Source organism: Amycolatopsis rubida (genome assembly GCF_900115345.1).
GTDB lineage: Bacteria > Actinomycetota > Actinomycetes > Mycobacteriales > Pseudonocardiaceae > Amycolatopsis > Amycolatopsis rubida.
This window is the reverse complement of sequence record NZ_FOWC01000001.1, coordinates 791,184-803,815: the sequence shown is the minus strand read 5'-3', so window position 1 is coordinate 803,815 and position 12,632 is coordinate 791,184. Positions and strand designations below refer to the sequence as shown.

At 70.2% G+C, this 12,632-nt stretch carries 9 protein-coding genes; 4 read left to right on the top strand and 5 right to left on the bottom strand.

Features of this window, described 5'->3' with window-relative positions; genetic code table 11:
- Window positions 1–25: 25 nt before the first annotated feature.
- Window positions 26–1,468, bottom strand: coding sequence for an MFS transporter (locus tag BM362_RS03980; RefSeq protein WP_067578489.1), 1,443 nt, complete (start codon window positions 1,466–1,468; stop codon window positions 26–28).
- 103 nt (window positions 1,469–1,571) lie between these two features.
- On the opposite strand from BM362_RS03980, the gene BM362_RS03975 reads away from it, so the two are divergent.
- Complete coding sequence (locus BM362_RS03975) at window positions 1,572–2,417, top strand: helix-turn-helix transcriptional regulator (RefSeq protein WP_067578491.1); 846 nt, start codon at window positions 1,572–1,574, stop codon at window positions 2,415–2,417.
- A 154-nt stretch (window positions 2,418–2,571) separates the two neighbouring features.
- On the opposite strand, the gene BM362_RS47265 is transcribed toward BM362_RS03975, so the two are convergent.
- Complete coding sequence (locus BM362_RS47265) at window positions 2,572–2,799, bottom strand: hypothetical protein (RefSeq protein ID WP_093572227.1); 228 nt, start codon at window positions 2,797–2,799, stop codon at window positions 2,572–2,574.
- 125 nt (window positions 2,800–2,924) lie between these two features.
- On the opposite strand from BM362_RS47265, the gene BM362_RS03965 reads away from it, so the two are divergent.
- Window positions 2,925–4,046, top strand: coding sequence for a sensor histidine kinase (locus BM362_RS03965; protein WP_093572226.1), 1,122 nt, complete (start codon window positions 2,925–2,927; stop codon window positions 4,044–4,046).
- Window positions 4,043–4,711 (top strand): response regulator, encoded by a 669-nt coding sequence (locus BM362_RS03960; protein WP_067578495.1) that lies wholly within the window; start codon window positions 4,043–4,045, stop codon window positions 4,709–4,711. The genes BM362_RS03965 and BM362_RS03960 overlap by 4 nt, the downstream gene beginning before the upstream one ends.
- A 134-nt stretch (window positions 4,712–4,845) precedes the next feature.
- On the opposite strand, the gene BM362_RS03955 is transcribed toward BM362_RS03960, so the two are convergent.
- Entirely contained in the window at window positions 4,846–6,396 is a 1,551-nt protein-coding gene (locus tag BM362_RS03955) for an acyltransferase family protein (protein ID WP_093572225.1), read from the bottom strand.
- Window positions 6,397–6,590: 194 nt separating this feature from the next.
- Between BM362_RS03955 and BM362_RS03950 the strand changes: the two genes are divergently transcribed.
- Window positions 6,591–7,733: a hypothetical protein gene (locus tag BM362_RS03950; protein ID WP_093572224.1), complete on the top strand. Its 1,143-nt coding sequence runs from the start codon at window positions 6,591–6,593 to the stop codon at window positions 7,731–7,733.
- Window positions 7,734–7,754: 21 nt separating this feature from the next.
- Here BM362_RS03950 and BM362_RS03945 read toward each other — a convergent pair whose 3' ends face one another.
- Both BM362_RS03945 and BM362_RS03940 read right to left on the bottom strand, forming a co-directional pair.
- A complete protein-coding gene (locus BM362_RS03945; protein ID WP_093572223.1) occupies window positions 7,755–11,429 on the bottom strand; it encodes an FkbM family methyltransferase in 3,675 nt (1,224 codons plus the stop codon).
- Window positions 11,422–12,600 carry a flagellar basal body-associated FliL family protein gene (locus BM362_RS03940; protein WP_067578502.1) on the bottom strand — a complete coding sequence of 393 codons (1,179 nt, stop codon included), beginning with the start codon at window positions 12,598–12,600 and terminating at the stop codon, window positions 11,422–11,424. Before BM362_RS03940 ends, BM362_RS03945 begins: the two co-directional genes overlap by 8 nt.
- Between the last annotated feature and the right edge of the window lie 32 nt (window positions 12,601–12,632).

Genomic DNA, 12,632 nt, shown 5'->3' with positions numbered 1-12,632 from the left:
GCGGAGTTTTCCGTCGGTCTCATTCTCAGCGCGGATCGGGAAGTGCGCGAGCCAGCCCGCTCACCAGCAGCGCCAGCGCCGCCAGAATCCCGATGACCAGCACGAACGCGCCCTGGTAGCCCATCGCGCCCGGCACGCTCAGGCTGGCGAACAGGCTGCCCAGCACCGCGACGCCCAGCGCCAGCGACGTCTGCTGGGTCGTGGTCAGCACGCCGCCGCCGACGCCGGCCAGGTCGGCGGGTACCCGGGACAGCACGACGCGGAACAGGGTGCTCATCGCGAGCCCGTTGCCGACGCCGATCAGCACCATCGCCGGGGCCAGCTGCCAGATCGACAGGCCGGGCCAGTCCAGCAGCGCGGTTCCGGCGAGCACGAGCAGCCCGACGGTGAGGATCAGCCCGCCGATCGGCACGATCTTGCGGCCGAACCGGGCGACGAGGCGGCTGCTGACCAGCGAGGTCGTGAAGTACGCGACGGCCATCGGGGTCAACGCCAGCCCGGCGCCGAGCGGGCCGAGGTGCAGGCCGTTCTGCAGGGTCACCGCGTAGACGAACATGAACGAGCCGAAGGCGCAGAAGAACGGCACCGCGACGGTCAGGCCGTGCCGCACGCTCGCGGTGCGCAGCAGGGCAGGCGGCAGCAGGGGGGTGCCGCCCGCGGCTTCGAGCTTCCGCTCGGTGCGGGCGAAGCCGTACGCCGCGAACGGGAAGACCACCAGCAGCGCGATGCTCCACCACGGCCAGCCGAGCGCGCGGCCCTCCATGATCGGGAGCAGCAGCGACAGCAGCGAGACGGCCAGCAGCACGGTGCCCCAGCGGTCGACGCCGAGCGGGTTGCTCGCCCGGCTGTCTGGCACTGTCCGTCGCGCGAGCAGCAGGCCGACGATCCCGATCGGCACGTTGACCAGGAAGATCGGCCGCCAGCTCAGGTCCCACACATTGGCGGCGACCAGCGCGCCGCCGAGCAGCTGCCCGATCACGGTGGCGATTCCGCCGGTCGCGCCGAACATGCCGATCGCACGCGAGCGCCGTTCGCCGGACGTGCCGGCCTGGATGATCGACAGCACCTGCGGCAGCAGCAGCGCCGAAGCCGCGCCCTGTGCGATGCGGGCGATGACCAGCGTGGCGGCGTCCGGGGCGACGCCGCAGGCCAGCGAGGTGAGCGTGAACAGCGTGAGGCCGAGCAGGAAGAGCCTGCGGCGGCCGAAAGTGTCGCCGAGCCGTCCGCCGAGCACCAGCAGCACCGCGTACGCGATGCCGTAGCCCGCGACGACGAGTTCGAGCGTCGCGGTGGACGCGTGCAGGTCGGCATCGATCGTGGGCAGGGCGACGTTGACGATGAAGAAGTCGATGATCGGCAGTGCCGCCCCCAGCAGCACGGTGATCAAGCCGGCGGACGAGAGGCCCGTCCTCTCCGGCGTCCCGACGGCGGCGATGGCCGATGCCGGGGCGGTGGTGGTAGTCGTCATGAGTACCACGTTCCGCCGCGGCAAACCCTGGTACCAGGTGTGCTTTTATCCTGGTACTGGGACTACCTGGTAACAGGGTCGACGCTGTGCTTACCTGGTATTCGTGACCACTGGCATCGAAGACCGCCTGCGCCGGACCGAGCTGGGAGAGTTCCTCCGCAACCGGCGCGGCCGGATCACGCCCGAGCAGGTCGGCCTGCCCCTCGGCGGCCGCAGGCGCACGCCGGGGCTGCGCCGCGAGGAGGTCGCGCAGCTCGCCGGGGTGGGGGTCACCTGGTACACGTGGCTCGAACAGGGCCGCGACATCAACGCGTCCGAGCAGGTGCTCAGCGCGATCTCCCGCACGCTCCGGCTCGACCCGCACGAGCACGTGCACCTGTTCACGCTCGCCGGTGCGCCGGAGCCGGTGACGGGGAAGAAGAACTGCTCCGCGATCACCACGTCGATGTACGACATGATGGTCCAGCTGGAGCCGTTCCCGGTCGCGGTCCGCAACGCGCGCTTCGACGTGCTCGGCCACAACGCCGGCTACGACTGGCTGATGGGCGGCGTCGACGCGATCCCGTACGAGGAACGCAACACGCTCGTCCAGTGCCTGCTCAATCCGCGGTGGAAAGAGCGGATGGTCGACTGGGAGCAGAACGTGCCGCGGATGGTCTCGTCCTTCCGCGCCGCGATGGCCGAGCACATGGCCGAACCCGGCTGGAAGTCGCTGGTCAAACGGCTCAAAGCGGAATCGCCGTGCTTCGCGGAGCTGTGGGAGCGCCACGACGTGAACACCGAGCAGGCCAAGAGCAAGCGTTACCTGCATCCGGAAGCGGGCCTGCTCACCTTCGACTTCACCTACCTCTACGCGGGCCGTCGCTCGGAGATCCGGATGTCGGTCTACACCCCGGCGAACACCGAGACGCTGGAGAAACTGCGGAAGTTCGTGCCCAAGACGCTGTAGCCCAGGTGGGTCACGCTCCCGCCAGGGGTGATTTCGGGGCGGGCCGATCCGCACCGGGTCGAGCAGCACGGCGAGTCCTCCCATCCCGCAGCCGGCTCGTGCGGCACCACGACCACCGGACCGCCGAACGGATGCGTCGCGCCCCAGCCCGAGGTCAGGTCGAACAGCCGCCGTCCGACCGAGCAGCGCCCCGGTCGACTCCAGTTGCGCGCGCGACCTTCGCGCTGGCCCGCGACATGCGCAGCGCGCGTCCCAGCTGCGCGGCCGGCACCTCCTCGGTACTGCTGCCCAGCCAGCCGAAGAGCAGATCGAACCCCGATTCGCCCGGTCTCGCCGCGAACCAGTCCAACGGCATGCTCGTCCCGGCCATTACTTCGCCCATCACCGTCTCCGTTTGCCTGGTGGCCGGAGCTGGGTGAGAGTTCTCGGCATACCGCGCCGCGCGTAGTCCGATCCCGCGCTTCACGACCGACGCGCCCGCCCGCCTTCCCCGGTAGCTTTCGCACCATGCACTACTGGTGGCGTGCGCGGAACCCGTGGTTCGGGCGGGTGTTCCGGACCTTCGTGGTGCTCGCCTTCGTGCTCGGCGGCTCCAGCGCGTCCGGCCGCTGGCAGCACGCCCCGCATCCGCTGAGTTCGCTCGGTGCCGCCTGGCTGGCCGCGACCGTGCTCACCTTGCTGCTCGTCCACCGGCACCCACTGCCGCTCTTCGTGCTCGCCGCGGCCTCGGCCTACGCGTACTACCTGTCGCCGGAGCCCGGCGGGCCGGTGATCATCGTCCCCACGATCGCGCTGTTCGTCCTCACCCGGCGGAAGGGCCCGGTGGTTGCCGCAAGCACCGGCGCGGCGGTGCTTGTGGGGGCGTATGTAGTCCACATCATCATCGCGCAAACGTTTGCGGTCAGTGCCTGGGCATTGTTCGCCGTGGTCTGGATGGCCGCGGTGATCGGCATCGCGACAGCAGTCCGGTTCCAGTTCGCCGCCGTTGCCGCCCGGCGCGAGCAGGCCGATGAGCATCGGCACCGGATGGCCGAGCAGGAACGGCTCCGGATCGCCCGCGAGGTGCACGACGTCGTCGCACACAGCCTCGCGATGATCAACGTCCAAGCGGGCGTCGCGGCGCATGTCGCGGACCGGCGGCCGGAGCAGGCGAAAGAGGCGCTGCTCAACATCAAGGCAGCCAGCGCGTCCGCGCTCAACGACCTCCGCGCGACGCTCGCCGTGCTCCGTTCCGGCGAGAACCGCGCGCCCGCGCCGAGCCTCGCGCAGGTCGACGAGCTGCTCGACCACGCGCGCGCCGCTGGGCTGGCAGTCGAACTGCACGGCGACGCCGGTGACCTGCCCGCTCCGGTGGGCGGCGCGGCGTATCGGATCCTTCAGGAGTCCCTCACCAACGTCGTCCGGCATGCCGACGGCGCACAGCGCGTCGAGGTCCGCTTCGAGCGGAAGCCGGGCACGCTGGTCCTGATCGTGCGCGACGACGGCCGCGGCACCGTCCAGCCGACGCCAGGGCATGGTCTGCGCGGCATGCGGGAACGCGCGACCGCGCTTGGCGGCAGCGTCGAGGCGAGTGTCGCCGGGCAGGGTTTCCAGGTGCGGGCGGAACTGCCCGTGGAGGGGGAGAAATGACCATCCGCGTCGTACTGGCCGACGACCAGGCCCTGGTCCGCGCCGGATTCCGGCTGCTGCTGGATACCGAGGACGGCTTCGAGGTGGCGGGCGAGGCGAGCGACGGCGAGCAGGCCGTCGCACAGGCGGTCGAGCATCGGCCCGACATCGTGGTGATGGACATCCGGATGCCCGGCACCGACGGTCTTGAGGCGACCCGCCAGATCACCTCGCACCCCGACCTCTCCGGGGTGAAAGTGCTGGTCCTGACCACTTTCGATGTCGACGAATACGTCTACGAGGCACTCCGCGCCGGGGCCAGCGGTTTCCTGCTGAAGGACACCGAACCGGTCGAATTGCTGCACGCGCTGCGCGTCGTCGCGGCGGGGGAGGCGCTGCTCGCGCCGACCGTCACGCGCCGGTTGATCGCCGAGATCGTCGGACGGCCGGAGCACCGGCGGATCGACACCTCGGCCGTGCGGGAGGTGACCGAACGCGAACGCGAGGTGCTGGCGCTGGTCGCGGGCGGATTGTCGAACGACGAAATCGCCGCCCACCTGGTGATCTCCACGGCGACCGCGCGAACGCACGTCAGCCGCGTGATGACCAAGATCGGCGCTCGCGACCGGGCGCAGCTGGTGGTGCTCGCGTACGAATCCGGCCTGGTCACCCCGCGCCGCTCGTGAGCGGCAATCCCGGTTTTGACCGCGATTGCCACTCGCGAGGTCTCGCACGGATGAGCTAAGCCGAGAGTGTGAGTTACGCCGTGTCGGTGAACGTCGTCCCACCCTCGCACGCCTTACCGGCAGAGCATCACTCCTCAGCGAGGGGTGTGGCGGAAGGAGTTCCGGTGGCGTGGGAGATCGTCCTGGTCGCCGCGCTGGGCCTGGTTTTCCTGGTCCGGCTGGTAGCGCAGCTCCGGCGGAGCTGACGGACGCCGGCGCGGCGGCATCGCGCGGCGCACCGGCGGTTCGGCGGTGCGGTCGACGGCAGATTCGACGGGACGCGCCCGGTGCGCGCCCCCGTTCGCGCGAGGCGGCATCGCGCGCGGAGTGTCAGTCGGCGGCGGAGCGCCATCCCTCGGCAGCCGCCCGTTCTGCACCGGACGCGGCCGGGGCGCCGGACGCCGCGGCGGCAGTGGTTCGGCGGGAATCCTCGGGATCTCGGCGGTCACTTCGGCGTCGTTGACGAGCTGAGTGGTTTCCCCCGGCGTTTCGACCGGCGGTTCGGGCGTTTCCGGCGCGGGCGAAGGCGGCTTCGGCCGGTGCGACAACCGCCGGGCCAGCGAGTGGCTCGGCCGTTCCACGAACCGGTAGCTCAACTCGACCACCCCGAACACCGCCGGGATCACGACCAGCAGTGCGATCGGCAGCGGCACCGCCGGGCGAAGCAACTGCAGCAGCACGAACGTGACCAGCATGTGCAGCAGGTAGATCGAATAGCTGCGCTCGGACAGCATGGTCCAGATCTTGCGCTGCTTCAGCCGGTCCTCGGCGAACATGCCCATCAGGAAGCAGGCGACGGCGAACGCCAGCGCGAGGTTGTACGAGCTGTCCACGCGGCCGACGTCGATCACGTCCGCCAGCACGTACAGCGACCACGCGCAGCCGCCGTACAGCGCGCCGGTCCACAGCGGGATCTGCTTCTTGGTCGTCGCCCAGATGACCTGGCCGATCAGCATTGCGGGCAAGTACGAGACGTTCACCGCGAACAGAGACCACGACGGTCCGAACTGCGACCGGCTCATCATCACCACGAAGACGAACGTCAGCTCGACCGCGATCCCGAGCCACACCCACCGGCGCAACAGCGGCAGCACCGCCATCAGCAGCAGGTAGAAGATGACCTCGACGATCATCGTCCAGGCCACCGGCACCAGCACGACCTGCGGGAAGATCAGGTAGTTGACCAGCGTGGTGTTGGTGAAGACGGTGAGCGGGTTCAGCGTCTGCGCCTGCCCGGTCGAGGGCGGGTGCAGGTTCACCAGCAGCAGGAACGCGGTCAGCGCCACCACGAACAGCATCGGCGCGTACACCCGGATGAACCGGTTAAGCGCGAACCGGCCGGTACCCTGGCGCAGCGCGATCGGCGTCACCACGAAACCGCTGACCAGGAAGAAGAACGGCACCGCGATCTGCCCGATGCCCTGCTTCGACATGTGCATCGGACCGCTCGTGAGCGCCTCGATGAAGTCGACGTACGGGGCTTTGTCGTTCTTCGCGATAACCCATGGATGGGCGATGTGGCTGTAGAAGACCAGCAGCGCGCCGAGGCCGCGGCCGATGTCGATGAAGACGATCCGGGTCTTCTTCGCAGGCGCGGACGACGGCTCGGCCAAGGCAGCGGAATTCGGCTCGGCCAGCGTGCTCACCCCCGTCTTCCGCTACCGACAACCTCGTGCAGGCTACCGCTTCCCGCACCCGGCCCGGACGTACTCCCCGCAATTGGCGGTAAGCAGGGGATTAGTCACAAAACCCGTTCTGGCCTCGGATTATGCGGTCGCCAGGTACGATCAGGCAGGAATTCGTCCGGTTTCACGCTAGGTAGTTCAGGAGTTCGGGGAGCGTGCAGCAGTCCAGTCTCGACGGTGCCGTCGAGCGTTCGCCGACCGCTTTCCGTCAAGCCGCTCCGGCGATCAGCCTTTACCTGCTGTTCCAGATCGTCGCCTTCGGCGTGCTGTGGATGATGAGCTGGAAGGCCGACGTGTCGCCGGGCCGGTTCATCGACAACTTCGACGCCAACTGGTTCCTCTCGGTCGCGCAGCACGGCTACGACCAGCCGATCACGCTCGGCACCGACGGGCTGCCGGTCGAGAACAGCCTGGTGTTCTTCCCGCTGTACCCGGCGACGGTGGCGTTGCTGACCCTGGTCGGGATTCCGCCGTTGGCGGCCGGGATGACGATCTCGCTGCTGGCCGGATGCGCGGCGGCGTGGGGCCTGTTCGTGCTGGGCCGCGACCTGGCCGGACCGCGCGTGGGCCTGCTGGTCGCCGTGCTGTGGTCGATCGGGCCGGGTTCGACGGCACTGCATCTGGTGTATTCGGAATCGCTGCTGATGGCGCTCGTGGCCTGGACGTTCGTGCTGCTCGCGCGCCGAGAATGGCTGGTCGCGGGCGGGTTCGCGGTGCTGGCCGGGCTGACCAGGGCGAGTTCCGGTGCGTTGGTCGCCGCGGTCGCCCTCGCCGCGCTGATCGCGGTTTTCCAGCGGCGCGACGGCTGGCGGCCGTGGATCGGCGGACTGCTCGCGCCGCTCGGCCTGCTGGGCTATCTCGGCTATGTCTGGATCCAGACCGGTCGCCCGGACGGCTGGTTCTGGCTGCAGAACGCCTGGCAGATGCACTTCGATTTCGGCGTCTTCACCTGGACCCAGGTCCGCGAAGGCCTCACCTCGGACGACGCCAGCTGGATCACCGTGACCGCGCTCGTCGTGCTCGCCGCGGTGGTACTGCAGTTCTGGACCTGGGCGACGAAGCTGCCGTTGCCGTGGCAGATCTACGGCACGCTCACCGTCGTGATCGCGCTGTGCTCGTCGAACTTCTTCCAGTCCCGCGCGCGTTTCCTGCTGCCGGCGTTCGTGCTGACCGTGCCGGTCGCGCTCATGCTGGCGAAGCTGCCGAACCGGGTGCTGGCGGTGCTGCTGCCGGTGCTCACTGTCGGAAGTGCCTGGTATGGCGCGTTCCTGCTGACCATCGCGCACGTGGCGCCCTGAGACACCACGTGCGCGATCAGGTCAGGGCGCCAGCCACAGCGTGACGAATTCCTTCTCGTCCGCCTTCGCCGCGGCGATGATCGCCGAATCTTCTAGCCCCTGGTCGGACGGACCGTCGTCGGTGACCACCTTCGGCGTGTAGCCGAGCGAGCGGTACCCGGCGAGCACGGCGGCCGGGTCGTCACCCAGCTCCGTGATCGCGCCCGGGTCGAACTCGCACACCACGTGCGGCCGGTCGCGGCGCAGCACCTCGGCCAGTCCCGCCAGCGCTCGGTGGTCGCGGCCCTGCAGATCGACCTTCACCAGGCTGATCCGCTGCTCGGTCACCTCGGGCACGGAGTCCAGCCGGACCGCGGGGACCTCGACGCCGGAACCGTCCATGGTGACGCGGTTGTCGCCGCTGTTGCCCGGGGTCGCCTGCGCGAGATGCACGGTGCCCGGCTCGTCCCACGCGGCCGACTCGACCACGGTGACCAGCTCGCCCGCCGCGGCGGGCAGGTTGGCCTCGACGTTGCGGCGCAGGTACGCGGCATTGACCGGGTCGGCCTCCACCGCGATCACCCTGGTCACTTCCGGCGTGGCCCGAAGCAGCCGCAGCGTGTGGTAGCCGACGTGCGCGCCGATGTCGAGGAACGCGCCGTCCGCCAGCGACGCCATCAGCTCGGCTTCGCTGTCCTCCCAGGACCGGTGGAACAGGATCCACGGCAGCATGACCTCGTCGACCGGCATCAGCAGTGCGCCGACGTCGCACTGGACGACGTCCGCCCCGCGCGGCACCGGAGCGTGCCGGAGCCGCGCCGCGTCCCGCATCGCGCTGACGTCGAGGGTCACCCGCTGGATGGCCTTCTCGTCGGCGTCGAGCCGTTCGTCGCGGCGCGCGAACATCTTGTGCACGGTTCCCGCGGCAGCTTCCACCTCCGCGCCGACACCGTCGTAGCCCTCGGCCAGCTTCGCCACGTCCGCTTCGAGATTGCGCAGCGCCAGGTCCGTCTCCGGAGCCTGCCGGCGCAACTCGTTGACCGTGCCGCGCAACGCTTCGAGCCGTTCGCCGAGGGCGCGCGTGGACAGCGCGGCCCGGCGCGATTCGTCGATGTTGCGTTCCAGGCCTTCGATCCGGTCCAGCAACCGCCGGTTGCTGTCCTCGGTGGCGGCGAGCAGCGCGCCCATCACGTTGCGCTGGTGCACGTCGTAGTGGTCGATCGCGCGCAGCACGGCCTTGCGCAGGGCGGGCGCGAGCGGCAGCCGCGACGGCGTGTCCGCTTCCGGCCGCCAGCGCAATGCCTCGGTGGCCTGCTGCAGCGGGCTCAGCGGGTGCTCCGGCGGCGGTGTCGCGACGCGCTGCCGCTCCTGCCATATCGCGTGCGCCTGCTCCAGTTCGCGCCGCATCCACTCGGCCGCGGCGGTCATCGACCGCTCGCGCAGGATGACCTCCCGCGCACGCTTGCCACGGGCGGTCGCCTCGGCCGGCTCGTCGGCGATCTGCACCATCGCGGCCGCGGCGGCGTCCAGATCGGGCTCCGCCCAGACCGCGTCCGCGTGGTACGGGTAGTTGCCGTCGCCGACCGGCACCAGCCGGTACGGAATCGGCCAGCCGGTGGACGCGTCGAGGAATTCGGTGGTGCTGGAGTAATCCGTCGAGACCACCGGCATCGCCCGGGCCATCGCCTCGGCGACAGTGAGCCCGAAGCCCTCGCTGCGGTGCAGCGAAACGTAAGCGGTGCTGGTCTCGTACAGCTCGTGCAGCTCGGCGACGCTGAGGTAGCGCTCGATCAGTTCGATCCGGTCGTCGCCGCGGACCACCGCGCGCAGCCGTTCGGCGGCCTGCGGGTGCAGCTTCGAGTTGATCGCCTTGACGGTGAGCCGGACGTCCTCGCGGCCCGGGAACGCCCGCTGGAACGCGACGACAGCGCCCCAAGGGTTTTTGCGCTCCGCGACGCTGTTGAAGTCGAACGCGAACAGGAACCGAACCGGCTCGCCGTTGTCCCGCGCGGGCGGAGACGGCTCGCCCGGATCGCGCACCGGCACCGGGATCGTTTTGACCGGGATCGGCGAATGCTCGGCGAACGCGCGGCGGCAGAAGTCGCTGACCGTCCAGACCTCGTCGAGCATCCCGAACGCTTCGTGCTGCCACTGCGGGAAGTCTTCGAGTTCCCACGCCCACAGCCCGATCCGATAGCGGCCCGCGCCGACCTCGGGGTGGTTGGTCAGGATCGTGCGCGTCTGGTCCGCGTTCACCGCGAACACGCTGACCGGGAACCGCGGGTCGCCGACCGTCGCCGGCCGCTCGATGCCGGTGCGGTTCGAGACCGCCTTCTCCTCCAGCACCGTGGCCACCGGCACGCCGCCGGTCTCGATCGCTTCGAGCACGATCCGGCCCATCTCGCCGAGCCCCAGCTCAGCGGTCAGATAGCCGAGCAGGTTCACGCCGAACTCGTCGTGCGGGGCACGGGTGGCGACCGGATCGGAGGGCAGCGCCCACTCCGGCAGCCCCGCCTCGGAGACGCCGGACCCGGCGCACCAGTGCCGGAAACTGTCGGCGTCGTCGCCGTAGGGATGCGGGAACGCCATCTGCAGGTCGATCCGCGACGCCCAGATCGCGTGCGTCAGCCGGTTCAGCCCGGCCGCGGCCTGGCCCTGGTCCTCCGGGGTGGCGAGCCATTCGCGCAGCGCGAGCCCGCCGTCCTCGGCGTAGGCGTGCGGCGGCGCGGGTTTCTTCTTGCGCTCGGACTTGATCCAGCCCTCGCGGAAAACGCGCCGCGCGAGCTTCGGCACCGGCGTGCCGTCCTGGAAGTCCTTGAAGCCGTAGGGAATCGAGTCGAGCGACTCGGCGTACCCCGCTTCGCGCAGCTTCGTGCCGTACGAATCGCAGATGGCGCGAAGGTCGTCGCTGTGCGACAGCAGCACGCGCGGCTTGCGCGCGCAGTGGAAGCTGAGCAGCCACGGCTTCTCCGGCCGATACCCGCTGAAGTGGAAGAACCGCAGCTTCGCACCGCCCGCGGTCAGCGCGCCGTCCTTGTCGCGGCCGATCGGCCGCTCGTGGAGGTTCCAGTACGCGACGTCGAACCCGGGATCGGTGACCACGTGGTGCCGGAACAGCGACGGCACCTGGTCGACCCAGCGCTGGTCGGTGAACAGCTGCTGCTCGGGCGCGACGATCGCGTCGTGGCGCAGCCTGCCCGCCCAGAAGTCGAGGAACGGCCCGGCACCGCGGCCGACGCCGATGAAGCCGAGGTTGAACATGCCGGTGCCCATGATCACCGCGTCGTCCGGCTCCATGCCGTCCTGCGGCAACGGGGTCAGAAAGTGCGGCGCGAGCACGATGTCGTGCTCGCGGGCCAGCTCGGCGACCTCGGGGATCGGCGCGAACAGCTCGATGTCCGGGTCGAGGTAGATCGCGGCCTCGGACTCTTTCAGCAGCTCGCGCAGCAGGTACGGCTTGACCGACGTGGCGAGTTCGGTGACCGAGTACGCGGTCGCCATCCGCAGGTAGTCGTCCTCGTCGATGCCGAACGCGGCCGGGCCGACGACGGTGAGTCCGTCGCCGGCCCGGTCCGACTGATCGCGCGGGGCGTCGATGACCGCGATGACGAAGCGGCCGCCCGGATGGTGCTCCAGGTAGGAGCGGGCCAGCACGCGCGCGGCCGGCACATAGTTGCGAGCGACGATCGTGCAGGCGGTGGTCCCGGGCTCAGGCATCGGCGGTCAGCACCGTGAGCTGCTGGTTCAGCGCGGTGGTGAAGTCGGTGGCCGTCTGTGCCTTGCCGGACACCTCGACGCGGACGACCACGTTCCCGTGCGCGTAGTGCCCGCGCGACTGGGCCGACTGGCCTTCCTTCGCGTCGATCGAGGTCGCGTACACGCCGTTCGGGGCGGTGGTGTCGCGCTTGGCCCCGTTCGTGGTCTGGACCTCCATCAGCTTCTCGGCCGCGGTCTTCGCCGCGGTCGGGCTGCTGGCCTGGGCGAGGAAGAGCGTGATCAGGTTGCCGTCTTCGAGGTGGTACACGACGAACTTGACCTTGGACGCGCCCGCCGCCTGGTAGGCGCTCAGTTCCTGCGGGTTGAGGTACTTCAGGGTGTCGACCTGCGAGAACGACGTGATGTCGTCGTGCGTCTCGGCCTTGCCCGGCATGGTCGCGACGCCGAGCGGGTCCGGCGGCTTCGGCGCCGACGACGGACCTGGCTGGTGCTGGGCACTGGTCTGCTCGGTGCCGCCGCCTCCGCTGTCGCGGCCCCACAGCCAGTACGCGCCGAACGCGATGCCGGCCAGCACGATGACGGCGCCGACGATCGCGCCGATCTTCTTGCCGTTGCCCTTCTTCGGCTTGTCGCTGAAGTACTCCGGACCCTGGCGGACCCATTCGGAATCGCCCCCGGACGGGCCGAGCGGCGGAAGATCGCCGCCGCCCCACGGCGGGGTCTGGTCGCTCTCGGCCGCGTTCCACGGCTGCTGCTGCGGGAAGCCCCCGGGCGGCGAGGCCGTGCCCTGCGGGAAACCGCCGGGCGGGGAGTAGTGCGCCTGCGGCTGGTGCTGCTGCGGCTGCACGACCTGGGTGCGCTCGGGACCGGCGTCCGCGGGCGGCTGCTGGGTCTGCCACGACTGCACGACCTGGGTGCGCTCGGCACCGCCGTCCGCGGGCGGCTGCTGCGGGGCCTGCGGCTGCTGCTGGGGGACGCCGCCGGGCGGGCTGACCGGGGCGATCACCTGGGTCGAGTCCGCGCTCTGGCTCTGCGGCGGCGGTGCGGGCTGGTCCTGCTGGCCGACAGCCGAGGACAGCACCTGATCACGCCGGATGCGATAGTCGTCCGCGGAGAGTCGCCCTGACGCGAGCTCCTCGTCCAGCCGGCGCAGCTCCTCCTGCCAGGACACCAGGGCCCCCCTTATCTGTCGGCATGGCGACG